Here is a 22,554-nt window from a genome sequence, read left to right as displayed (position 1 = left end):
GGGCCATTGCGCAATTGAGATCGAGGCAGGGATGCCATAACGGGTCCCGGCCTCGGGACATCGCCTTGAAGAGAAAGGGATCGAACATATGAGTAAAGTAATCGGGATTGACCTCGGAACCACCAACTCGTGCGTGGCTATCATGGACGGCTCGCAGCCGAAGGTCATCGAAAACGCCGAAGGGGCGCGGACCACGCCCTCGATCGTCGCCTTCACCGAAGATGAGCGACTGGTCGGTCAGCCTGCAAAACGTCAGGCGGTCACCAACCCCGACAACACGATCTTTGGCGTCAAGCGCCTGATCGGTCGTCGTGTGGATGATGCCGAAGTCGAAAAAGATAAGAAAATGGTGCCATATGCTATCGTGAATGGTGGCAACGGCGACGCGTGGGTTGAAGCTCGCGGCGAAAAGTACTCCCCAAGCCAGATCTCGGCCTTCACTCTGGGCAAGATGAAGGAAACCGCAGAAAGCTATCTGGGTGAGGAAGTCACGCAAGCGGTTATCACTGTTCCGGCATACTTCAACGATGCTCAGCGTCAGGCCACCAAAGACGCCGGCAAAATCGCCGGTCTGGAAGTGCTGCGGATCATCAACGAACCGACAGCGGCTGCTCTGGCCTATGGTCTGGACAAGGAAGAAACGCAAACCATCGCGGTTTATGACCTTGGTGGTGGTACCTTCGACGTGACCATTCTGGAAATCGACGACGGCCTGTTCGAGGTTAAATCGACCAACGGTGACACCTTCCTGGGTGGTGAAGACTTTGACATGCGCATCGTCAACTACCTGGCGGATGAGTTCAAAAAGGAACACGGTGTCGATCTGTCTCAGGACAAGATGGCTCTGCAGCGTCTGAAGGAAGCCGCCGAAAAAGCCAAGATCGAGCTGTCCTCGACCTCGCAGACCGAAATCAACCAGCCTTTCATCTCGATGGGTGCCAACGGTCAACCGCTGCACATGGTCATGAAACTGACCCGCGCCAAGCTTGAATCGCTGGTGGGCGACCTGATCAAAAAGTCGATGAAGCCCTGTGCGGCCGCTCTGAAAGACGCCGGTCTGTCGGCCAGCGATGTGGACGAGGTTGTTCTGGTCGGTGGTATGACCCGGATGCCGAAAGTGATCGAAGAGGTCACCAAATTCTTTGGTAAAGAGCCGCACAAAGGCGTGAACCCGGACGAAGTTGTTGCTATGGGCGCCGCTATCCAAGCCGGTGTTCTGCAAGGCGACGTCAAGGACGTGGTTTTGCTGGACGTGACACCGCTGTCGCTGGGTATTGAAACGCTGGGTGGCGTGTTCACCCGTCTGATCGATCGCAACACGACCATTCCGACCAAAAAGTCTCAGGTCTTCTCGACCGCCGAGGACAACCAGAACGCCGTGACCATCCGCGTGTTCCAGGGTGAGCGTGAAATGGCTGCGGACAACAAGATCCTTGGTCAGTTCAACCTCGAGGATATCCCGCCCGCACCGCGCGGTATGCCTCAGATCGAGGTGACGTTTGACATCGACGCAAACGGCATTGTCTCGGTTTCGGCCAAGGACAAAGGTACCGGCAAAGAGCAGAAGATCACCATCCAAGCCTCGGGCGGTCTGTCGGACGCGGATATCGAGAAGATGGTCAAGGACGCCGAGGAAAACGCCGAGGCCGACAAGGAACGCCGCGAGCTGGTCGACGCCAAGAACCAAGCGGAAAGCCTCATACACTCGACCGAAAAGTCGATGGAAGAGCATGCCGACAAGGTCGACCCGACCACTATCGAAGCGATCGAGCTGGCGATTGCCGCGCTGAAGGACGAGCTGGAAACCGAGAATGCCGACAAGATCAAGTCTGGCATCCAGAACGTCACCGAAGCCGCGATGAAGTTGGGCGAAGCCATCTACAAGGCGCAGTCCGAGGAAGGCGAAGAAGAACCGGCCGCAGCCGATGCAGCGCCGGGCGAGGATGACATTGTCGACGCCGAGTTCGAAGATCTGGACGACGACAAACGTAACTAACGGCTCACCGGGCCAATGCGGGCCGGTCCGTTCTCCGGGCCGGCCTATTTACGTTGAGGCAGAAGGACATACTGATGTCAAAACGCGACTATTACGATGTGCTCGGCGTAGCCAAGGGCGCATCGGCGGATGAGATCAAAAAAGGTTTTCGCAAGAAAGCCAAGGAATTGCATCCGGACCGCAACAAAGACAACCCGGATGCCGAAGCGCAGTTCAAAGAAGCAAATGAGGCTTATGACGTGCTGCGCGATGCTGACAAAAAGGCGGCCTATGATCGCTTTGGCCACGCCGCGTTTGAAAATGGCATGGGCGGTGGTGGCCGTCCTGGCGGCGGCTTCGGTCAGGGCGATTTTTCCAGCGCCTTCTCGGACGTGTTCGACGATCTGTTCGGCGATTTCATGGGTGGCCAACGTGGCGGAGGCGGTGGACGTCGCGCCGCCCGCGGCTCGGACCTGCGCTACAACCTGCGCGTCACGCTAGAAGAGGCGTTCTCAGGTCTGCAAAAAACCATTAACGTGCCGGCCGCTGTGGCCTGTTCAGCCTGTGACGGTTCGGGTGCCGAAGGTGGTGTAGAACCGACAACCTGCCCGACCTGCTCGGGTATGGGCAAAGTTCGGGCACAGCAGGGTTTCTTTACTGTGGAACGCACCTGCCCGACTTGCTCGGGTCTGGGCCAGATCATCAAGAACCCCTGTAAATCCTGTGGCGGTGCGGGTCGCGTGGAAAAAGAGCGCGCGCTATCCGTCAACATCCCCGCCGGGGTGGAAACGGGTACCCGTATACGTCTGGCGGGCGAGGGTGAGGCCGGAATGCGCGGCGGCCCTCCGGGTGATCTGTACATCTTCGTCGAAGTGTCGGACCATAAACTGTTCGAACGAGACAGCGTAAACCTCTATTGCCGCGTGCCAGTCAGCATGGCCAAAGCAGCGTTGGGCGGTTCGATCGAAGTTCCCACCATCGACGGTGGCCGCGGTCGCGTGCAAATCCCGGCGGGCAGTCAGTCAGGTCGTCAGATGCGCTTGCGCGGTAAGGGTATGCCCGCTTTGCGCGGCGGCGGTGTAGGCGACATGTTTATTGAACTTGCAGTGGAAACGCCAGTGAACCTGACTAGCCGTCAGAAAGAACTGTTGAAGGAGTTCGACGACTTGGGTGAAGATAACCACCCAGAGTCCAAAAGCTTTTTCTCATCCGTCAAGTCTTTCTGGGACGGAATGAAGGGCTGAAAAGTCGAATAGGGGGCCCTGCCCCCGCCGCCTGTTCCAGGCGACTCCCCCGGTATACTTTTGGCCAGGTAAAGTGGGATCCGCTCTTCATCTGGCCGTAAATATCCCGGAGCGCGAGGCAGAGCCTCGCAGAATCCTCTTGATTATTTCTTGCGCGCCTGAGATGTTCCGCGCCAACCGTTGGGGTGCCTCCTAGAAGGGGCTGAGAGGTGCTTTCGCATCAACCCATCGAACCTGATCCGGGCAATTCCGGCGGAGGGAACGGTCGTCAAACTATAGACGGTTTCTACGCCGCGATTGCCCCAAGAATTTGGAGCAACGATATGGCCGCTATTGCATTGACGATTGCCGGTTCGGACAGCGGCGGTGGGGCTGGAATTCAAGCTGACCTCAAGGCCATGTCGGCGCTTGGCGTATACGGCGCCAGTGTGATAACGGCAGTGACGGCGCAAAATACCAGGGCGGTTACGGCGGTTCATGGCATCCCGCTGGATGTGATTTCGGCGCAGATCGAAGCGGTTCTGACGGACTTGGACGTGGGTGCCATCAAGATCGGAATGCTCGCAACGCCAGACATTATCCACACTGTGGCCGGCAGCATCGCCGAATTCGACGGCCCGATTGTGTTAGACCCTGTGATGATCGCCAAATCCGGCGACGCTTTGCTTGCCGAGGATGCTGTTCAAACGCTTAGGGATGTGTTGGTGCCTCGCGCCTCGGTCTTGACTCCGAATTTGCCCGAGGCTGCGTGTTTGCTGGGGTCTTCTGATGCACAAAGCCCTAAGGAGATGGTTGAACAAGGTCGCGCCCTATGTGGGTATGGGGCGCAAACTGTTCTGATGAAAGGGGGGCATGGGCAAGGCGAGATTTGCCATGATCTTCTGGTCAGTTCGACAGGGCTGATCGCCGAGTTCACCGCACCGCGCCGCCAAACCAGAAACACGCATGGCACCGGGTGCACCTTGTCCTCGTCTATTGCGGCCGGATTAGCTAAGGGTCTGACGATCCCGGACGCGGTTGCCCAGGCTCATGACTATTTGCAAGGTGCGATTGCCAAGGCGGATGCATTGGATATTGGGCAGGGCCACGGCCCGGTTCATCATTTTCATGAGGTTTGGCCTGCGTGACGATCTGGTCGGTCATAGGTGCCGGTGTTGCCGGATTGGCCGTGGCCAGCGAGATGGTGTCGCGCGGCGCCAAGGTGCAGGTCTATGATCCCGGCGGCCCGCCCGGTGCGCATGGGTGTTCGTGGTGGGCTGGCGGGATGCTGGCCCCATGGTGCGAATATGAAAATGCCGAAGAGCCGGTGCTGCGATTGGGAAAGACCGCGTTGGACTGGTGGGCCGCGCGTACACAGGTGCAGCGGCGCGGAACTCTGGTCGTAGCCAATCCGCGCGATCTGCCGGATTTGCGGCGGTTTGCGCGCAGGACCCAGGCATTCGCAGATGTTGATCAGACCCAAATTCAAGAATTAGAGCCTGATCTGCATGGCTTCTCCAAAGCTTTGTTCTTCCCGGATGAGGCGCATCTGGACCCTCGGCAAGCGCTGCAGGACCTCTATCGGCAGTTGCAGGGTCAAGGGGTTGAATTTCACCGGAAACTCGCCCCGCCCCGTCTGGAAAACGCGATAGACTGCCGAGGGTTACATGCACGCGAGGTTTTGCATGATCTGCGCGGCGTGAAGGGTGAGATGCTGGTGATCCGCTGCCCGGATATCCACCTGACCCGCCCGGTGCGGCTGTTGCATCCGCGGATGCCGCTCTACATCGTACCGCGCGGAGATGGCGTTTACATGCTGGGCGCAACGATGATCGAGTCTGAGGACAGCAGTCGGATCACCGCGCGCTCCATGCTGGAGTTGCTCAGTGCAGCCTATGCGCTGAACCCGGCCTTCGGTGAGGCCGAGGTTCTGGAGATTGGTGTCGATCTACGTCCTGCTTTCCCGGACAACCTGCCGCGTATCCGGCGCTTGGGCCACACGATCTACGCCAACGGCCTGTATCGCCACGGCTATCTGCTGGCCCCGGCTTTGGTGCGGGGTGTGGCCGATCTGGCACTTGAGAACAAACATTCGGAGATGGTCGATGAAGATCGTGCTTAATGGCGAGACCCGAGAAATAACGGCTCTGACGCTGGCTGAAATGTTGGTTGAATGCGGATTCTCGGGCCGGGTCGCAACGGCGGTGAACGAGGAATTCGTACCATCAAGCCTGCGCATCGCGCACGAACTGGCGGATGGCGACCGGGTCGAGGTCGTCGCACCGATGCAGGGGGGCTGAGGATGAAGACGTTTTACGGTACCGAATTGCCCAACCCCCTGATGCTGGGCACTGCACAATATCCAAGCCCGGCCATTCTGGAGCAGGCGTTTCGGGAAAGCGGGGCCGGGGTGGCCACCGTGTCGTTGCGGCGCGAATCCGGGGCGGGTCAGACCTTTTGGCAGATGATCCAGGACCTCGGCGTGCTGATCCTGCCGAACACTGCCGGGTGCCATACGGTTAAAGAGGCTGTGACTACTGCACAGATGGCGCGTGAGGTGTTCGACACCAAATGGATCAAGCTGGAACTGATCGGGCACACGGATAGTCTGCAGCCGGATGTGTTCCAACTGGTTGAGGCTGCCCGCATCCTGACCGAGGAAGGGTTTCACGTCTTCCCCTACACCACCGACGATCTGATCGTGGGTGAACGTCTGCTGGCTGCAGGGTGCGAGGTGCTGATGCCCTGGGGCGCGCCGATCGGGTCGGGGCGCGGGCTGAACAACGAATACGCTTTGCGGGCGATGCGGGCGGAATTCCCGGATGTGCCGTTGGTGATTGACGCGGGCATTGGCTTGCCCAGCCACGCCTCGCGCGCGATGGAGCTGGGCTATGACGCGGTACTGCTGAACACCGCCGTGGCGCGCGCGGGTGATCCGCCGGCGATGGCGCGGGCCATGATGCAGGCGATTGAGGCCGGGCAACTGGCCCATCAAGCCGACCCGATCGAGGCGCGCGATATGGCCGAAGCCTCGACCCCCGTGATCGGAAAGGCGTTTCTGTCATGATCCTCGACCGCTTTTACCCGATCTTTGATCACTCGAACTGGCTGCGGCGGATGCTGCCTTTGGGCGTGAAACTGGTGCAGCTGCGCGCCAAGGATCAACCCGATGCGGTGGTGCACGAACAGATTGCGCAGTCACGCGATCTGTGCCGCCAGCATGGCGCGGTTCTGGTGGTGAACGACTATTGGCAGGCCGCGATTGAGGCCGGATGTAATTGGATTCACCTGGGGCAGGAGGATCTGGACGATGCCGATCTGAAAGCTATCCGCAAGGCTGGGCTGAAGCTGGGCGTGTCGACCCATGACGATGACGAGTTGGAACGTGTTCTGGCGATGGCCCCGGATTATGTGGCGCTGGGGCCGGTTTATCCGACCATCCTGAAAAAGATGAAATGGCATCAGCAGGGTCTGCCGCGCGTCACCGAATGGAAGGCGCGGGTGGGCGATATCCCTCTGGTCGGGATCGGCGGGATGAGCGTCGAGCGCGCGTCGGGTGTTCTGCAGGCGGGGGCTGATATCGTCTCGGTCGTCACAGATATCACCCTGAACACTGACCCCGAAGCGCGCGTGCGCGAATGGATCGAGGCCACCCGATGAGCCGTTATGCCCGCCAAACCATCCTGACCGAGGTAGGCGCAGAAGGGCAGGCGCGTCTGTCCTCGGCGCATGTGCTGGTTGTGGGGGCCGGAGGGCTGGCTGCGCCGGTCTTGCCATTGTTGGCTGGGGCTGGGGTAGGGCGGATCACGGTGATGGATAGGGATACAGTTGATCTGTCCAACCTGCATCGCCAGACTCTGTTCGCGCAGGCGGATTGTGGGCGACTCAAGGCCAAAGTGGCCGCCGAGAGGTGTCGGGCCTTAAACGATGAGATCGAAGTTGAGGCGCTAGAACATGCTTTAACAAGTGCAAATGCGCCCAATATGGCCGCGCAAGCGGATGTGATCCTGGATTGTGCTGACAGCTATGCGGCCAGCTATATTCTGTCCGATACTTGTTTAGCGCAGGGGAAACCGTTGATCAGCGCCTCGGTGCTGGGGCTGTCGGGCTATGTTGGTGGGTTCTGCGGAGGGGCGCCCTCGCTGCGCGCGGTGTTCCCTGACGCGCCCGATAGCGGAGCGAGCTGCGCCACGGCGGGCGTTTTGGGTCCGGTCGTTGGAACAATTGGCGCGATGCAGACGCAGATGGCGCTGAACCTGATCCTTGGGATTGCGCCCTCGCCTTTGGGGCAGATGGTTCAATACGACGCCCGTACCCTGCGTACCAGCACCTTCCGGTTCGACAACGCGCCCGAACCCAATAGCTGTTTTCGGTTCGTCTCAGTCGGTCAACTCGGTGCTGAAGATCAAATCATTGAGCTGCGCGATGAGGCTGAGGCGGCGATCCCAGCGCATCCGAACGCGCAGCGCATTGCGCCTGATAAATTGCAAGAATTAGACCCTAATAAAGGTAAAAGACTAGCCTTGTGCTGTACAACCGGTCTGCGCGCATGGCGTGCTGCCGAACAGATTCAACCGGATTGGCCGGGCGAGATTGTCCTCGTCGCGGCCTCGACCTCGTAAGCGAAAAGGAAACGCGAGACATGAAAAAGCTGATCACCGCCATCGCTCTGCTGGCCGCTGCGCCAGCCTGGGCCGAGGACAAGATGACCGTCCTGCTGGACTGGTTCATCAACCCTGATCACGGCCCGATCATCGTGGCACAGGAAAATGGCTATTTCGCCGAGCAGGGGCTTGAGGTTGAAATCGTCCCGCCCGCCGATCCTTCTGCCCCGCCGCGTCTGGTGGCAGCAGGTCAAGCTGAACTGGCGGTGTCCTACCAGCCGCAGCTGCACCTGCAAATCCACGAAGGGCTGCCGCTGAAACGCGTGGGCACGCTGGTTGCGACCCCGCTGAACTGCCTTCTGGTGTTGGAAGACGGTCCGATTAAATCTTTGGCCGACCTCAAGGGTAAAAAGATCGGCTTCTCGGTCGCGGGCGTGGAAGAGGCCATTCTGACCGCCATGCTGAATGCCCATGGTGTGGCGCTGGACGATATCGAAATGATCAATGTGAACTTCTCGCTTTCGCCGTCGCTGATGACCGGGCAGGTGGATGCGGTGATCGGTGCGTTCCGCAATTTCGAACTGAACCAGATGGATATCGAAGGTGTCGCGGGCCGCTGCTTTTTCATCGAGGAAGAAGGCGTACCGCCCTATGATGAGCTGATCTATGTGGCCAACCCCGAAACCATGGATGCCGACATGATCGCGCGTTTTCTGGCCGCGACCGAGAAAGCCACGCAGTATATCGTCAACAACCCCGAAAGAAGCTGGGAGATTTTCGCGGCCACCTCGCCCGAGCTGCAGGATGAGCTGAACGCCCGTGCATGGGTCGACACTCTGCCCCGTTTCGCGCTGCGTCCGGCTGGTTTTGACGCTGGTCGGTACGCACGGTTCGAGGCGTTCCTGAAAGACAGCGGCATGATCGACAGCATCAACCCGGTTAGTGACATCACCATTGACGTGACCGCGCAATGAGCGGCTACGGCAAAGCCTTCGCGCTGATGCGTGACGCGGCGCAAGGGCCGTGGCGGGATTATACCCGCCACGCCTTCGTCGAAGGCATAAAGGACGGCACGCTGCCGCGTGAGGCGTTCCTGCACTATCTGCGGCAGGATTACGTGTTCCTGATCCATTTTAGCCGCGCCTGGGCTTTGGCGGTGGTGAAATCAGAAACGCATTCTGAGATGTTGACCGCTGTGGGAACAGTGAACGCTCTGGTCGCTGAAGAAATGCAGCTGCATATCGGCGTCTGCGAGGCTGCTGGGATATCGCAGGAGGAGCTGTTCGCGACTCCCGAGCGAGCCGAAAATCTTGCATACACGCGGTTCGTGCTAGAGGCCGGGTATAGCGGAGATCTGCTGGACCTGCTGGCGGCCCTTGCGCCCTGTGTCATGGGTTATGGTGAGATCGGCGCGCGGCTGGCTGCCGAGGCTACATCCGAGACCTATCGTGATTGGATCAACACCTATGCCGGTGAAGACTACCAAGGCGCGTGCAAAGCGGTCGGAGAGTTGTTGAATCAGGCTCTAACGGGGCGTATTGGGGCAGATTTCGAAGCCTCACCGCGTTGGGATCGACTGTGTCAGACCTTCCGCACTGCGACCGAGCTTGAGGTCAACTTCTGGCAAATGGGTCTGACCCCGTGACCCAAGCGCCTGATCTGACCATCAGTGGCTCGGCCACAATCGACGGCGCGCCCTTGTTCGCGCCGTTGGCCCTGACCCTTGGGGCTGGGCAGTGGACGTGTCTGCTGGGTGGATCGGGTGTGGGGAAAACCACTGTCCTGCGCCTGATTGCCGGGCTTGAGACTGGCGCAGAATTCAAGGGCCGGATCAACGCAAGCGACACGCAGCCTGTGGCGAACCGCGTCGCCTATATGGCGCAGGACGACCTGTTGCTGCCCTGGGCGACGGTGGCGCAGAATGTGTCGCTGGGCGCGCGGTTGAGGGGTGAGAAGCCCGACCTGGCCCGCCGGGACCGTCTGATCGAGCGGATGCGATTGCAGGATCATCTGAACAAAAAACCCGGAGAATTGTCTGGCGGTCAGCGTCAGCGCGTGGCCTTGGCGCGTACGTTGATGGAGGACCGGCCCATCGTGTTATTGGATGAGCCGTTCTCGGCCCTCGACGCCCGCACCCGCGCCGATATGCAGGATCTGGCGGCCGAGGCGCTGGCGGGGCGCACCGTTCTTTTGGTGACGCACGATCCGGCCGAGGCCGCACGATTGGGTCAATCCATCATGGTGATGACCGCGCAGGGGCTGACGCCCTGCGAGCCACCTTCGGCCCCGGCCCCGCGCCATGTGGATGATCTGGAAACATTGGAGACGCAGGGCGCGTTGCTGCGGTTGCTGAGAGAGGCTGCATGAAGATCCTGTCCGCCCTTGCCGCAACTGTATTCGCGCTGGCCGTCTGGCAGGCGATTGTCAGCCTAACGGGCCTGCCGAAATTCATCCTGCCCGGTCCGGCACTGGTGGCTGAGACATGGTGGCAGAACCGCTGGGTGATCGCCGAACATACGTGGATTACAGCGGTAGAGGTAGTGATCGGGCTCGCCCTCGGCACGGTTCTGGGCGTGATCACCGCGCTGCATCTGGCGAATTCGCGAGCGGCGCGGGTGTTGGTGCAGCCGATGCTAGTCTTCACACAGGCGCTGCCGGTGTTTGCTCTGGCCCCGTTGTTGACCCTGTGGCTGGGTTATGGGCTGTGGTCCAAGGTCGCGATGGCGGTGCTGATCATCTATTTCCCGATCACCTCGTCCTTTTTTGACGGATTGATGCGCACGCCCCCCGGCTATCTGGACCTTGCACGCACCATGCAGGCCAGCCCGCGTGCAGTGTTGTGGCATATCCGCATTCCGGCTGCGCTGCCCTCGCTGGCGTCGGGGATGCGGCTGGCGGCGGTTTATGCGCCCATCGGGGCCGTGATTGGCGAGTGGGTGGGCTCGTCTCAAGGCTTGGGCTATCTAATGCTGCTGGCCAATGGGCGCGCCAAGACCGATCTGATGTTTGCCGCGATGCTGACTTTGGGGGTTTTTTCGATCCTGTTGCATATTATCATTCGCCGCGCCACGGCGCGCATGGCAGGTGAAGCGCGTTAACGGTTTGGAAACCGATTCGGCGTCAGGGTGAGAAGATGACCAAGGACGCCTTTGCCGAAGCCCCGATGCTGTTTGAAACGGACGAAGCGCCCGCGCAGCCGCTGCCAAGTGGTCGATTGCCCTCCTATATCAAAGACCATCGTAAGCGGCTGCGCGAAAGGTTCATGTCGGGCGGGTCCGTCGCAATGCCGGATTACGAGCTTTTGGAGTTGGTGCTATTCCGGTCCATCCCCAGGCAGGACGTGAAACCGTTGGCGCGGGCGCTGATGGATACGTTTGGAGATTTCAACCGCGTGCTGACCGCGCCCGAAGAACGGCTGCGTCAGATCAAAGGTGTGGGTGAGACGGTCATCACCGACCTGAAGATTCTTGAGGCTTGCGCCCATCGTATGGCCCGCGCGCGAGTAATGCAGCGGCATGTGATCTCGGGCTGGGACGCGCTGCTGGATTACTGCCACACGACCATGGCCCATCGCGAGACCGAGCAGTTCCGGGTGTTCTATCTGGACCGTAAGAACGTGTTGATCGCAGATGAGGAACAAGCCAAGGGCACAGTTGATCATGTGCCTGTTTATCCGCGCGAGGTAGCGAAACGGGCGTTGGAACTGAACGCCTCGGCGCTTATTCTGGTGCATAACCATCCGTCGGGCGATCCGACGCCCTCGCAGTCGGATATCGACATGACCAACCGGATACAGGATGCCTGTGTCGCGTTGGGCCTGACCCTGCATGACCACCTGATCATCGGGAAATCGACAGAACTGAGTTTCCGCTCTGACGGGTATTTGTAGGGGGCTTTGCCCCCTCTTGGCCCGCGGGGCCAATTCACCCCCACCGTATTTGGAACGAGAAGAAGGGCCGGGCTATTGGACCCAAACCTCGACTCTGCGATTGACCTTTCTACCCCATTCGGTGTCGTCGCAGGCCATGGGCATGGCTTCGCCAAAACCGTCGACATTCAGCTCGACCTTTTCGGAGATCGAAGCCTCAATCGCGGCCAGAACGGCGTTGCGCACGGTTTTGGCACGCAGCAAGGCGATCCGGGCGTTGGCTTGTGCCGATCCGTCGCCGTCGCTGAAGCCGATAAAGGTGAGGCGCCGGGTGTCGAATTGGCCGGATTCCACCAGCTGAGCCAAAAGCTGGATGTTGGCGCGCGATTGCGCGTCGGGGCGGGAGGAGCCTGTCTCGAACCGGAAGGACAGCGACAGCCGAGATTGGGCGCGCAATGTACCTACTATGCGTTGTAGCTCGTCCAGCCCAATTTCAGCCCCGCCCGATGCGACGGCGTTGGCCAGGCGATGTCCCTGCTGGTCGATGGACAACAGCTCGGGGGCTTGATCGACGAAACCTGCATCTCGGATTGCGACTTGCGCCTCAGGGCTTTGGGCGAAAGACAGAAACTGCCTTGCGATCCGGGGCAGGCGACGGTTGGGCAAGTAAAGGAACATGGGCGAGGTGAGGGGGTAGTCCTCGGTCTTGATGGATTGTCGGGTCGCCGCCAGCGCGTGACCGCAGCCGCCGGTCAGGGGCAACGCGCGGACCGTGTCGACCGCCGCCTGGCTGGCGATGCCGATGGCGAACGGATCCCGTGCAACTGCCTGAACCAGAGCGCTGCTGCGGTTATGCTGGTTGATCCTTGCGGGCAGGGAGGCGTTTACCGGTGTCAGCAAACTGTCCTGCAAGGCTTGCGACGGGTCGGTGTCCGGCAGATGCACGGCAATTGGCGCGTCGGGTCCGCCCAGGCTGGTCCAGTTCGTGATCTCTCCGGTGAAGATGCGGACTAGATCAGCGGGTGATATCTGTCGGATCGGATTGTCCGGTGACACCACCGGCACCAACGCGTCCAGTGCCACGATGCGGGACCGCCGGGCCAGGGACAGATCGCCCAAACCGGCCTTGATGGCGCTGTCTTGCTCGGTTGGTCGAACCTCGCGCAGGGCCATGACGATGTCGGCCGAACCTGACACTTGATCGGCAAACCCCTGGTCGGTGGTTGTGGGGGTGAATACGAACCGACCCAGCGGTGCCGCGCGGTTGGGTTTAGTCAGCTCATAGGCAAATTGCCCGCCCTCCAGATGTAGAGGGGTCGCGGCCCACCCTTCGTGTCGGGCAAAGGCCACCAAAAGCGCGGGCAGGATGTTCTCGGCCATGACTGACGCGCCCGATAGGTGAATCTCGGCCATGAAATCTGTGAGACTGGGGCAGGCAGGGCCCGTGCATGTCACGCCGGACCCATCCACGGTCAGTTCACCGAACTGCGTGTCAATGCGATAGAACTCACCGTCATAGCCGAGCAGATTGCCGACCACCTCGACCTTGCCGTCATGCGAGGTCAGGGTGATGTCCTGCGCAACCACCTGTAACGCGGATGCCAATGAAAACAGTGCGGCCGCTGCCACACGAAGAAATGTCATAAGGTGCCCGAGCCCGCCTGCGGTTTTAGTTTGCCGCGATTTTCAGGTCTTCGAGCAAATTATTCAACACCAGAAACTCACCCGCTTCCGAACATTCCGGCAGAGTGACGGACAGGTCGCGCGCGCTGAGGCGCTGATCGCCGCGCAGTTCCAGCGATTGCAGGTGCAGTTCCTGGCCGCAATTTGCCCGGGTCACTTCGGCCTCGACCGACAGGGCGATCGAGCCGGTCTGATCGGATTGCCCTGCAGGGTAGGAATAGACCTGAACGTTCTGCGCGTCGTTCAGGTCGGGTTGACCCAGATGGACAACTTGCCCGGCGCCCTGTGTTTTGGCGTCAACCGAGACATGGCCGGTGCTGCCATAGCTTGCGCCAAACTCCAGCGCATGGATTTGCAGGTCCGTTTTGCCTTGCCAGTGCAGGGCCACGCGATCGAAATGGGTGATATCGGGGATATGTGTGGTCGCAACAGTGCCCGCCTGATCCCCGACCGAGATCAGGAAGATCGCATATTCGCTGAGCGCCGGGATTGTCACTTCCAGACGACCGGTCGCGTCTGTTTGTTGCGTGACGGTCAGGCCGCTGTGATGCACATCAATCCGTTCGCCCGCGTGGCAAGGGGCAAGGACGGTCAGTTGCGCTGCAGCACCGGGTACAGCCCGCGCCCGTGCGCCGATAGCGCAGTCCGTCGGGCCCGAGGGGGCAGACCCGTTGGCGTGCAGCTTGCGATGTCCGGTTGTGGTGTCGTCAGGCGTTTCGTGGGTCGGAGTCGAGGAGGTCAGAACGATATCCTCCAGCCCTGCGATGATCGCCGTGTGATCCATGACAGAACTGATCTGCGTCTGCGGGACGTCAGGTTCCGCAGGCGTTCCATTCTGCATCAGGTAACCAATGGCCAGGGCACAGGCAACGGTACCCCCAGTGGTCACGTAGTTCTTAATTACAAACAAAACACCCTCCCCAGTTGAAGGAGCGAGTCGCACCCTGCGGGTCAATCACGGCCAATATGTGGCCGTGACGCGGGTTAATTGTGTCTGAACTAAGGTGATGTCAGGTCAGGCGTCCGTGGCAATGTTTGAACTTCTTGCCCGAACCGCAGGGGCATCTGTCGTTGCGTGACGGGTTGCCCCATGTGCTTGGATCGTTTTCATCGAAACCGGGTCGCGCATCACCCGAGGCTTCGGCCTCGGCCACAGCTTCGGCCTGGCCTGCGGCCTGATCGACCGCCTGCTGCGCTTGGGCCCGTTGGGCCTGCATCTGCGCCAACATCTCGCGCTGTTCTTCCTCGGTCAGAGGGCGCACGCGCGACAATTGCTGAGTCACGGTTTCGCGCAAACTGTCCAACATGCTTTCAAACAGCTGGAAGCTTTCGTTCTTATACTCGTTCAGCGGATCGCGCTGGGCATAGCCCCGGAACCCAACGACCGAGCGCAGATGCTCCAGTGTCAGCAGGTGTTCACGCCATTTGCTGTCGATGGTGTTCAGCAGAACCTGCTTTTCGATGTTGCGCATGTTCTCGGGGCCAAAAGCGGCCGCCTTTTGCGCCATCATCTCGTCGGCGGCCTTGACCAAACGCTCGCGCACCTGTTCGTCATCCACGCCTTCTTCGGCGGCCCAATCCTGTACGGGCGCGTCGATGGTCAGCTTGTCCTTGATCGCCTCGTGCAATCCATCGGTGTCCCACTGATCAGCATAGGATTTAGGCGGCATGTATTCGTCGATCAGATCGTCGATGACCTGTTCGCGCATGTCCGACACTACGTCCGAGAGGTCATCGGCAGACATGATCTCGCGCCGTTGGCTGAACACCACTTTCCGCTGGTCGTTCATCACGTCATCAAATTTCAGAACGTTCTTGCGCATGTCAAAGTTGCGACCTTCGACCTTGGATTGCGCCCGCTCCAGCGATTTGTTGACCCAGGGATGAACGATGGCCTCGCCCTCTTGCATGCCCAGGGTGTGTAGAACTTTGTCCAGACGTTCCGAGCCAAAGATGCGCATCAGGTCGTCTTCGAGGCTGAGGTAAAATACTGTGCGGCCCGGATCACCCTGACGGCCCGAACGGCCGCGCAGCTGGTTATCGATGCGGCGGCTTTCGTGGCGTTCTGATGCCATAACAAACAGACCACCAGCGGCCAGAACCTTTTCTTTTTCCTCGGCGTGAGTTGCTTCTTCGGCCGCGCGCAGTTCGGCGGGGTCGGCCTCGGGGTTTTCGGCCAGCGCCTTCAGCACTTTCATTTCCACATTGCCGCCCAACTGGATGTCGGTTCCGCGACCGGCCATATTGGTGGCGATGGTGACTGCGCCCAGACGGCCCGCATCGGCGACGATCTGCGCCTCTTGCTCGTGTTGGCGGGCGTTTAGAACGTTGTGCTGGATGCCTTCTTTGGTCAGCATCTGGCTGAGCAGTTCGGATTTCTCGATCGAGGTGGTGCCCAGCAGAACTGGTTGGCCCTTTTCCTGCGCTTCTTTGGTTTCTTCGATCATCGCGCCGTATTTCTCGGCACCAGTGCGATAGACCTGATCATCTTCGTCTACACGTGCAATTGGCTTGTTGGTCGGAACCTCGACCACGCCCAGGCCATAGATTTCTTGGAATTCTTCGGCCTCGGTCAGGGCAGTGCCGGTCATGCCGCCCAACTTGTCATAAAGGCGGAAATAGTTCTGGAAGGTCACGCTGGCCAGCGTCACGTTCTCAGGCTGGATCTGTACACCTTCCTTGGCCTCGATGGCCTGGTGCAGACCTTCCGACAGACGGCGACCCGGCATCATGCGCCCGGTGAATTCGTCGATCAGAACGACATTGCCGTCGCGCACGATATAGTCCTTGTCGCGCTGGAACAGTTTGTGCGCCCGCAGACCTTGGTTCACGTGGTGAACGACCGTGGTGCTTTCGGGATCATACAGCGAATGGCCCTCGGGGATCAGTCTGGCTGCGATCAGTTGTTCTTCAAGAAACTCGTTGCCTTCATCGGTGAAGGTCACGTTCCGCGATTTCTCGTCCAGCGAATAGTGGTCGTCCTGCAACGAAGGGATCAGCCCGTCGATCGTAGTATACATGTCAGACCGGTCCTGCGACGGGCCCGAGATGATCAGCGGCGTGCGCGCCTCGTCAATCAGGATCGAGTCGACCTCGTCCACAATCGCGAAATTGTGGTATTTCTGATAGATATCTGCCAGATCGGCCTTCATGTTGTCGCGCAGATAGTCGAAGCCCAGCTCATTATTGGTGGCATAGGTGATGTCGCAGGAATAAGCGGCTTTCTTTTCCGCATCCGGCTGGCCGGACCAGATCACACCTGTGGTCATCCCCAACGCGCCAAACACCTTGCCCATCCAGTCGGCGTCACGTTTGGCCAGGTATTCGTTAACGGTGACCACATGCACGCCCTTGCCGGTCAGAGCGTTCAGATAGGCGGGGAACGTGGCGACCAGCGTCTTGCCCTCACCCGTTTTCATTTCCGAGATGTTGCCCTGATGCAGAAACGCGCCGCCCATCAACTGCACGTCAAAGGCACGCAGACCCAGCGCACGCTTGGCGCCTTCGCGTACGTTGGCAAAGGCTTCGGGCAGCAGGTCATCCAGGCTCTCGCCGTCCAACGCCCGTTTACGCAATTCCTCGGTCTTTTCCTTCAGACCGTCATCCGACAATTTCTCGAACTCGGGTTCCAGCGCGTTGATCTGGTCGATCAGGGGGCGGGTCGCCTTGATCTTGCGGTCGTTCGGTGTTCCGAACACCTTTTTGGCGAGCGTTCCGAGTCCCAGCATGTTCACTCCAGCGGATCTGTTCTTGTCTTGGTTGCGACAGGCTTGCCCACCTTGCGCGCAACCCATAGATACGGGGGGTGAAAGGCGGCCCTGTCCAAGGCTTCAAAGCGATGTAAGCGGCAGGTTCCACAGTGTCAACGCTGCGCCCCGTCGCGGCTAGAAAATAGGATGAATCCATGCCCAAAGGCCTCACTTTTCTGCCATCGCTGGCCCTGACTGCCGTGCTGGCCCTGCCACTGGCCGCCGAAACCCAGCCCGATCCCAGCGCGGTCGTGGCCCGTGTGAACGGGGAAGAGATCACATTGGGTCACATCATCGCTACTGCCGCAGCCTTGCCCGAGCAATATCAGCAGATCGAAGACGATGTTCTTTATGATCTGATTGTCGATCAGTTGATCCAGCAGCAATTGCTGGGCCAACAGCAGGACGCGCTGACCCGGCTGAACGCACTGGGCATCGAGAATGAAACCCGATCTCTGCGTGCGGTGCAGACTGTGAATGCGTTGATCGAGGAAAATCTGACGGATGAGGCGATCCAGGCCGCCTATGATGCGCAATATGCTGATTTCCAGGGCGCGGATGAATATAACGCCAGCCACATTCTGGTCGAAACCGAAGAAGAAGCGAATGAAATCAAGGCTCAGCTTGATGACGGTGCTGATTTCGCGCAACTGGCGCGCGAGAAATCCACCGGCCCGTCCGGCCCGAATGGGGGTGAGTTGGGTTGGTTCGGCCCGGGTCGCATGGTGCCTGCCTTCGAGGCTGCCGTTGTCAGTCTGGAAAAGGGCCAGGTTTCGGACCCTGTGAAAACTCAGTTCGGCTGGCACGTTGTCACCCTGAACGACAAGCGCAAAACCGAAGCCCCGGATATTGAGGCTGTCCGCGCCGAACTGTCCCAAGGTCTTCAGCAGGAGATCATTCAGGCGCGCATCGACGAGCTGACCCAGCAGGCCGAGATCGAGCGCCCCACGACCGAGGGTGTCGGACCCGAGGCACTGCGTCAGATCGAACTGCTTCAGGAGTAACCGTCCGTGGCAACGATTACCAAAGTTTCGCCTCTGGCTCCGGCGGCATTCCCCGACCTGCCCGCAATTGACGGCGTGCGCTTTGCCACTGTTGAGGCGGGTGTGCGCTACCAGGGCCGCACCGATGTGATGCTGGCGGTGCTGGATCCCGGTACCTCGGTGGCGGGGGTGTTCACGCGTTCCGCCACCCGCGCGGCCCCGGTGCTGGATTGTCAGGACAAGATCGGTGGGGCCAGCGATGGTCCGGCGGCTATTTTGGTGAACTCGGGCAATGCCAATGCATTCACCGGGCACTACGGCCAGACCTCTGTGGCCGAAGTGACGCAGGCCGTGTCCAAAGCCACCGGCGTCGGGGTCGAGCGGGTATTTACATCGTCCACCGGCGTGATCGGCGAGCCGCTGCCCCATGGTCGCATCGTATCGCAGCTTGAGACGCTTAAAATGGGTCTCAGCCGCCACGCCATTGAAGACGCCGCGCGGGCGATCATGACGACCGACACCTTCCCCAAGGGGGCAAGCGCACAGGTCGAGATTGACGACAAAACAGTCTCTATTGCTGGGATCGCCAAGGGTTCAGGCATGATCGCGCCGGATATGGCGACGATGCTGGTTTACATCTTCACCGATGCGCAAGTCGAACAATCGGCGCTACAAGCGATGCTGGGCGCGCAGACCGACCGCACCTTCAACTGCATCACGGTGGACAGCGATACTTCGACCTCGGACACGCTGCTGCTTTGCGCCACCGGGGCCTCGGGCGTGGATGCCACAGGCAATGCAGCGTTTGCGCAGGCGCTTGAAACGGTGATGCTGGACCTTGCGCAGCAGGTGGTGCGCGACGGTGAAGGCGCCACGAAATTCGTAGAAATTCGTGTGACCGGAGCAGCCACGGACGCGGATGCCAAGGTGCATGGGTTGGCGATTGCCAACTCGCCGCTGGTGAAAACGGCGATTGCGGGCGAAGACCCGAACTGGGGCCGCGTGGTCATGGCCATCGGCAAATCCGGAGCGGCTGCGGATCGCGACCTTCTGAGCATCTCTTTCGGCGATATTCTGGTGGCTGAGAAAGGCTGGGTCAGCCCCGACTACCGCGAGGAAGACGCTGCCGCCTATATGAAAGGTCAGGATCTGGTGATCGCGGTCGATCTGGGGCTGGATGAAGGCGCATCCACCGTTTGGACCTGCGACCTGACGCACGGCTATATCGAGATCAACGCGGATTATCGTTCATGAAGACCGTTTTGGTGTCGGCCGTCGCCCTGATCGACGTCGAAGGCCGGGTGCTGCTGGCGCAGCGCCCCGAGGGGAAGTCCATGGCCGGTCTGTGGGAATTCCCCGGCGGCAAGGTCGAACCCTGCGAAACCCCCGAGGTCGCCCTGATCCGCGAGCTGGAGGAAGAACTGGGCATCAACACCTGGGCCTCCTGCCTAGCACCGCTGACCTTTGCCAGCCACAGCTATGACGATTTCCACCTGTTGATGCCGCTGTTCGCTTGCCGGAAATGGGAGGGGATACCACAATCAAAAGAAGGTCAGGCGCTGAAATGGGTCCGCGCTAGTGATCTGCGGAACTATCCTATGCCCGCAGCTGATGTGCCGTTGATCCCGATTCTGCGGGATTGGTTGTAGTGTCGCGGCAGGGCGCATGCCCCCTGTGGCCAAAAGAGAGCACGCGGTGGTCGGAATTGCGTGATTTGTGACCTGTACCCCTGATCCTAAAGTATTAGGCCCAGCCGAGCTGTTTCAAGGAATGCGCATCATTCCATATCTTGGTCATGTGTTTGATTTTGTCACCGTCAAACTCAATGGCATAGACGTATTCCGCGGCCAGAGTTTTTCCCGTAGCAGGCACTGGGCCATCTACGGAATGAGTTCCATGGAACACGGCAAATATGCTTGCAATTCCACGCTCTTCATCAACAGAAAATGATTTGAGCTCATAATGACCATCCGGGATCGGAGTCAGCAGGTTTTTCATCCAGTCTGTGTAACCTTCCAGGGAAGTGACGTCGGCCAATGCGTCGGCTTGTGCTGAAAACGTCGCGCCCTCATGGCAAAAGTTTTTGCAGGCGTCCCAGCCTTTGCCTGTATCGCAGGCCTCAAAGAATTCTCTTGCGGCTTTTCGGATAGACATGTGTTTCCCCCCTACGAAACTGTGGCCAACCGTGTTGGCCATCAACTGAAGCAGTAAGAAACAGGGTACGCTGAAATAGCTCATTATCAAAATGCGCGGAAATATCGTGGCTTGGTGACGACATTTTGACTGATGTGCTCCGGCGATCCATCCAATCCATCACCCTTCCACCCCTGTTACAATTCGTAAGAATTGAGAAAACATCAGGCAAAACTTGCCGCTGATCCTCCGCCTGTCCCTTCGTGGGGCATTGGCGTTCGGGCACCATCCCGAACCCGCCATTTCCGACCCAAGGGAGGGGTCGGGTGGGGAGGAGAGAAAGATTGGCTCAGACGCAATCGGGCGCTGAAGGGTTGGTTTCCCTTCCGGCGCTGTTACATCGCAATGCGACGCAGTTCGGGGATGCCCCGGCCTACCGGGAAAAGGAATTCGGGATCTGGCAATGCTGGTCCTGGGCTGAGACCGCCGCCGAGGTGCGCAAGCTGGCGTTGGGATTTCTGGAGATCGGCGTCGAGAAGGGCGACCATATCGCCGTCATCGGCCGCAACCGCCCGGCGCACTACTGGTCGATGGTCGCCGCGCAGATGGTGGGCGCGGTGCCGGTGCCTTTGTATCAGGACTCGGTCGCGGAAGAGATGGCCTATGTTCTGGAACATTGCGGCGCGAAATACGTCGTCTGCGGTGATCAGGAGCAGGTCGACAAGGTCATCGAGATTCAGCAGGGGCTGCATCAGGTCAAGCATATCCTCTACACCGACAAGCGGGGGATGCGGAAATACGACCACTCCCAGATGAACGCACTGGACGACATCATGGCCGAGGGCAGCGCCGGTCACGCACGGTTCGATGCAGAACTGGACAAACGCATCGCGGCGATCACCTATGACGATACCTGCGTGATGCTCTATACCTCGGGCACGACGGGCAAGCCCAAGGGCGTGGTGCTGTCGAACCGCAATGTGATCGAAAGCGCCAAGAACTCGGCAGAGTTCGACCATCTGACCCGCAACGAAGATATTCTGTCCTACCTGCCGATGGCGTGGGTGGGCGATTTCATCTTTTCCATCGGTCAGGCTTATTGGTGCGGCTTCTGCGTGAACTGCCCCGAAAGCGCCGACACGATGATGACCGACCTGCGCGAGATAGGGCCGACCTATTTCTTTGCCCCGCCGCGCGTGTTTGAGACGCAGCTGACCAATGTGATGATCCGGATGGAGGATGCGGGCAAGCTGAAGCAACGCATGTTCCGACACTTCATGGATCACGCCAAGAAAGTGGGCGGTCTGTTGCTGGATGGTAAGCCGGTCGGGTTTGGCGACAAGGTGAAATACGCGCTGGGCAACATGCTGGTTTATGGTCCGTTGAAGGATACGCTGGGTTATGGCCGGTTCCGCGTCGGCTATACGGCGGGTGAAGCCATTGGGCCTGAGATTTTTGATTTCTACCGCTCGCTGGGGATCAATCTGAAACAGCTTTATGGTCAGACCGAAGCCACCGTCTTTATCACCGTACAGCCGGACGGTGAGGTGCGCGCGGATACGGTTGGTGTTCCTGCGCCGGATGTCGAGTTGAAGATCGACGATAAGGGCGAGATTCACTATCGCTCGCCCGGTGTGTTTGTCGAGTATTACAATAACCCGGATTCGACCGCCTCGACCAAGGATGCCGAGGGTTGGGTGGCAACCGGGGATGCCGGGTTCATCGAGGAAGGGTCCGGCCATTTGCGGATCATCGACCGTGCCAAGGACGTGGGCAAAATGGCCGACGGGTCGATGTTTGCGCCGAAATATGTCGAGAACAAACTGAAGTTCTATCCCGATATTCTGGAGGTTGTTCTGTTTGGTAATGGCAAGGATCGCTGCGTGGCCTTTATTAATATCGACCTGACAGCGGTGGGTAACTGGGCTGAGCGCAACAATGTGGCTTATGGGTCCTATCAGGAACTGACCAGTCATCCCCGTGTGTTAGAGACGATTAAGTCGCATGTGGAAGAGGTCAACAAGTCGGTTGCGGCAGATGAGATGCTGTCGGGCTGTCAGGTGCATCGCTTTGTGGTCCTGCACAAAGAGTTGGATGCGGATGATGGTGAAATGACCCGGACCCGAAAGGTGCGCCGCGGGTTTGTCGAGGAGAAGTTCCACGACATCATTGATGCGCTTTATGACGGATCATCCAGCGTTTCGACTACGACTGAAGTAACCTATGAGGACGGGCGTAAGGGGTCGATCTCGGCCACGCTGGAAATTGTGGACGCGCCGGTTGTTGCTGCGACCTCGCACAAGGTGGCGGCGGAATGAGGGCCGTTCGAGCGCCGC

At 59.5% G+C, this 22,554-nt stretch carries 21 protein-coding genes and 1 riboswitch; of the genes, 17 read left to right on the top strand and 4 right to left on the bottom strand.

All coding sequences use genetic code 11. From position 1 onward, the window contains the following. Positions 1-88 precede the first annotated feature (88 nt). The 13 genes from dnaK (at position 89) to radC (ending at position 11,691) form a co-directional block, all read left to right on the top strand. On the top strand, positions 89-1,996 hold the full coding sequence (dnaK, locus tag AC2FJ6_RS14835; RefSeq protein WP_170771413.1) for a molecular chaperone DnaK: 1,908 nt from the start codon (positions 89-91) through the stop codon (positions 1,994-1,996). A gap of 74 nt (positions 1,997-2,070) precedes the next feature. Continuing rightward, entirely contained in the window at positions 2,071-3,219 is a 1,149-nt protein-coding gene (gene dnaJ, locus AC2FJ6_RS14830) for a molecular chaperone DnaJ (RefSeq protein WP_170771415.1), read from the top strand. A 171-nt stretch (positions 3,220-3,390) separates the two neighbouring features. Then, positions 3,391-3,497: riboswitch (TPP riboswitch) on the top strand. A gap of 45 nt (positions 3,498-3,542) precedes the next feature. Further along, on the top strand, positions 3,543-4,346 hold the full coding sequence (thiD, locus tag AC2FJ6_RS14825; RefSeq protein WP_170771417.1) for a bifunctional hydroxymethylpyrimidine kinase/phosphomethylpyrimidine kinase: 804 nt from the start codon (positions 3,543-3,545) through the stop codon (positions 4,344-4,346). After that, positions 4,343-5,320 carry an FAD-dependent oxidoreductase gene (locus tag AC2FJ6_RS14820; protein ID WP_170771420.1) on the top strand — a complete coding sequence of 326 codons (978 nt, stop codon included), beginning with the start codon at positions 4,343-4,345 and terminating at the stop codon, positions 5,318-5,320. The genes thiD and AC2FJ6_RS14820 overlap by 4 nt, the downstream gene beginning before the upstream one ends. Further along, on the top strand, positions 5,304-5,498 hold the full coding sequence (gene thiS / locus AC2FJ6_RS14815) for a sulfur carrier protein ThiS (protein ID WP_170771422.1): 195 nt from the start codon (positions 5,304-5,306) through the stop codon (positions 5,496-5,498). The genes AC2FJ6_RS14820 and thiS overlap by 17 nt, the downstream gene beginning before the upstream one ends. Before the next feature lie 2 nt (positions 5,499-5,500). Further along, complete coding sequence (locus AC2FJ6_RS14810) at positions 5,501-6,265, top strand: thiazole synthase (protein WP_170771424.1); 765 nt, start codon at positions 5,501-5,503, stop codon at positions 6,263-6,265. Then, positions 6,262-6,858: a thiamine phosphate synthase gene (locus tag AC2FJ6_RS14805; protein ID WP_170771426.1), complete on the top strand. Its 597-nt coding sequence runs from the start codon at positions 6,262-6,264 to the stop codon at positions 6,856-6,858. Before AC2FJ6_RS14810 ends, AC2FJ6_RS14805 begins: the two co-directional genes overlap by 4 nt. Continuing rightward, positions 6,855-7,820: a HesA/MoeB/ThiF family protein gene (locus AC2FJ6_RS14800; protein ID WP_170771428.1), complete on the top strand. Its 966-nt coding sequence runs from the start codon at positions 6,855-6,857 to the stop codon at positions 7,818-7,820. Before AC2FJ6_RS14805 ends, AC2FJ6_RS14800 begins: the two co-directional genes overlap by 4 nt. A 20-nt stretch (positions 7,821-7,840) precedes the next feature. Next, positions 7,841-8,776, top strand: a complete 936-nt coding sequence (locus AC2FJ6_RS14795; RefSeq protein ID WP_170771430.1) for an ABC transporter substrate-binding protein — start codon at positions 7,841-7,843, stop codon at positions 8,774-8,776. Further along, positions 8,773-9,447 carry a thiaminase II gene (gene tenA / locus AC2FJ6_RS14790; protein WP_237217312.1) on the top strand — a complete coding sequence of 225 codons (675 nt, stop codon included), beginning with the start codon at positions 8,773-8,775 and terminating at the stop codon, positions 9,445-9,447. The genes AC2FJ6_RS14795 and tenA overlap by 4 nt, the downstream gene beginning before the upstream one ends. Further along, positions 9,444-10,169: an ABC transporter ATP-binding protein gene (locus AC2FJ6_RS14785; protein ID WP_170771432.1), complete on the top strand. Its 726-nt coding sequence runs from the start codon at positions 9,444-9,446 to the stop codon at positions 10,167-10,169. The genes tenA and AC2FJ6_RS14785 overlap by 4 nt, the downstream gene beginning before the upstream one ends. Further along, positions 10,166-10,900: an ABC transporter permease gene (locus AC2FJ6_RS14780; RefSeq protein WP_170771433.1), complete on the top strand. Its 735-nt coding sequence runs from the start codon at positions 10,166-10,168 to the stop codon at positions 10,898-10,900. The genes AC2FJ6_RS14785 and AC2FJ6_RS14780 overlap by 4 nt, the downstream gene beginning before the upstream one ends. Before the next feature lie 35 nt (positions 10,901-10,935). Next, complete coding sequence (gene radC / locus AC2FJ6_RS14775) at positions 10,936-11,691, top strand: RadC family protein (protein ID WP_170771435.1); 756 nt, start codon at positions 10,936-10,938, stop codon at positions 11,689-11,691. Between the two features lie 72 nt (positions 11,692-11,763). Here the strand turns inward: radC and AC2FJ6_RS14770 are convergent, their stop codons facing one another. The 3 genes from AC2FJ6_RS14770 to secA all read right to left on the bottom strand — a co-directional run bounded on the left by AC2FJ6_RS14770 (position 11,764) and on the right by secA (position 17,081). Next, positions 11,764-13,314, bottom strand: a complete 1,551-nt coding sequence (locus tag AC2FJ6_RS14770) for a substrate-binding domain-containing protein (RefSeq protein ID WP_496669425.1) — start codon at positions 13,312-13,314, stop codon at positions 11,764-11,766. Between the two features lie 25 nt (positions 13,315-13,339). Then, the gene (locus tag AC2FJ6_RS14765) at positions 13,340-14,263 is read right to left on the bottom strand and encodes a hypothetical protein (protein WP_170771439.1); all 924 of its coding nucleotides are present in this window, start codon (positions 14,261-14,263) and stop codon (positions 13,340-13,342) included. Between the two features lie 100 nt (positions 14,264-14,363). Further along, positions 14,364-17,081 carry a preprotein translocase subunit SecA gene (gene secA / locus AC2FJ6_RS14760; RefSeq protein WP_170771441.1) on the bottom strand — a complete coding sequence of 906 codons (2,718 nt, stop codon included), beginning with the start codon at positions 17,079-17,081 and terminating at the stop codon, positions 14,364-14,366. 176 nt (positions 17,082-17,257) lie between these two features. Here secA and AC2FJ6_RS14755 point away from each other — a divergent pair, with 176 nt between their 5' ends. Genes AC2FJ6_RS14755 through AC2FJ6_RS14745 form a run of 3 tightly spaced genes read left to right on the top strand, consistent with a single transcriptional unit; the run spans position 17,258 to position 19,734 of the window. Next, positions 17,258-18,106: a peptidylprolyl isomerase gene (locus AC2FJ6_RS14755; protein ID WP_170771443.1), complete on the top strand. Its 849-nt coding sequence runs from the start codon at positions 17,258-17,260 to the stop codon at positions 18,104-18,106. A 6-nt stretch (positions 18,107-18,112) separates the two neighbouring features. After that, on the top strand, positions 18,113-19,339 hold the full coding sequence (gene argJ, locus AC2FJ6_RS14750; protein WP_170771445.1) for a bifunctional glutamate N-acetyltransferase/amino-acid acetyltransferase ArgJ: 1,227 nt from the start codon (positions 18,113-18,115) through the stop codon (positions 19,337-19,339). After that, positions 19,336-19,734 (top strand): (deoxy)nucleoside triphosphate pyrophosphohydrolase, encoded by a 399-nt coding sequence (locus AC2FJ6_RS14745; protein WP_170771448.1) that lies wholly within the window; start codon positions 19,336-19,338, stop codon positions 19,732-19,734. Before argJ ends, AC2FJ6_RS14745 begins: the two co-directional genes overlap by 4 nt. Before the next feature lie 94 nt (positions 19,735-19,828). Here AC2FJ6_RS14745 and AC2FJ6_RS14740 read toward each other — a convergent pair whose 3' ends face one another. After that, positions 19,829-20,239 (bottom strand): ester cyclase, encoded by a 411-nt coding sequence (locus AC2FJ6_RS14740; protein ID WP_170771449.1) that lies wholly within the window; start codon positions 20,237-20,239, stop codon positions 19,829-19,831. A 323-nt stretch (positions 20,240-20,562) separates the two neighbouring features. On the opposite strand from AC2FJ6_RS14740, the gene AC2FJ6_RS14735 reads away from it, so the two are divergent. After that, the gene (locus tag AC2FJ6_RS14735; protein ID WP_170771451.1) at positions 20,563-22,536 is read left to right on the top strand and encodes an AMP-binding protein; all 1,974 of its coding nucleotides are present in this window, start codon (positions 20,563-20,565) and stop codon (positions 22,534-22,536) included. The last annotated feature ends 18 nt before the right edge of the window (positions 22,537-22,554 follow it).

This window comes from Ruegeria sp. CDSA089, from assembly GCF_059612205.1.
Note: the sequence above shows the minus strand (reverse complement) of the source record. Positions and strands in the feature narration are given on the sequence as shown.

What these genes read in the sequence shown, in the direction of transcription:
- AC2FJ6_RS14770 (WP_496669425.1), bottom strand. Translation starts at nt 13,314, where the DNA reads ATGACATTTCTTCGTGTGGCAGCGGCCGCACTGTTTTCATTGGCATCC.
- AC2FJ6_RS14780 (WP_170771433.1), top strand. Translation starts at nt 10,166, where the DNA reads ATGAAGATCCTGTCCGCCCTTGCCGCAACTGTATTCGCGCTGGCCGTC.
- radC (WP_170771435.1), top strand. Translation starts at nt 10,936, where the DNA reads ATGACCAAGGACGCCTTTGCCGAAGCCCCGATGCTGTTTGAAACGGAC.
- AC2FJ6_RS14755 (WP_170771443.1), top strand. Translation starts at nt 17,258, where the DNA reads ATGCCCAAAGGCCTCACTTTTCTGCCATCGCTGGCCCTGACTGCCGTG.
- secA (WP_170771441.1), bottom strand. Translation starts at nt 17,081, where the DNA reads ATGCTGGGACTCGGAACGCTCGCCAAAAAGGTGTTCGGAACACCGAAC.
- AC2FJ6_RS14740 (WP_170771449.1), bottom strand. Translation starts at nt 20,239, where the DNA reads ATGTCTATCCGAAAAGCCGCAAGAGAATTCTTTGAGGCCTGCGATACA.
- AC2FJ6_RS14745 (WP_170771448.1), top strand. Translation starts at nt 19,336, where the DNA reads ATGAAGACCGTTTTGGTGTCGGCCGTCGCCCTGATCGACGTCGAAGGC.
- dnaJ (WP_170771415.1), top strand. Translation starts at nt 2,071, where the DNA reads ATGTCAAAACGCGACTATTACGATGTGCTCGGCGTAGCCAAGGGCGCA.
- AC2FJ6_RS14810 (WP_170771424.1), top strand. Translation starts at nt 5,501, where the DNA reads ATGAAGACGTTTTACGGTACCGAATTGCCCAACCCCCTGATGCTGGGC.
- thiS (WP_170771422.1), top strand. Translation starts at nt 5,304, where the DNA reads ATGAAGATCGTGCTTAATGGCGAGACCCGAGAAATAACGGCTCTGACG.
- AC2FJ6_RS14800 (WP_170771428.1), top strand. Translation starts at nt 6,855, where the DNA reads ATGAGCCGTTATGCCCGCCAAACCATCCTGACCGAGGTAGGCGCAGAA.
- dnaK (WP_170771413.1), top strand. Translation starts at nt 89, where the DNA reads ATGAGTAAAGTAATCGGGATTGACCTCGGAACCACCAACTCGTGCGTG.
- thiD (WP_170771417.1), top strand. Translation starts at nt 3,543, where the DNA reads ATGGCCGCTATTGCATTGACGATTGCCGGTTCGGACAGCGGCGGTGGG.
- AC2FJ6_RS14805 (WP_170771426.1), top strand. Translation starts at nt 6,262, where the DNA reads ATGATCCTCGACCGCTTTTACCCGATCTTTGATCACTCGAACTGGCTG.
- tenA (WP_237217312.1), top strand. Translation starts at nt 8,773, where the DNA reads ATGAGCGGCTACGGCAAAGCCTTCGCGCTGATGCGTGACGCGGCGCAA.
- AC2FJ6_RS14795 (WP_170771430.1), top strand. Translation starts at nt 7,841, where the DNA reads ATGAAAAAGCTGATCACCGCCATCGCTCTGCTGGCCGCTGCGCCAGCC.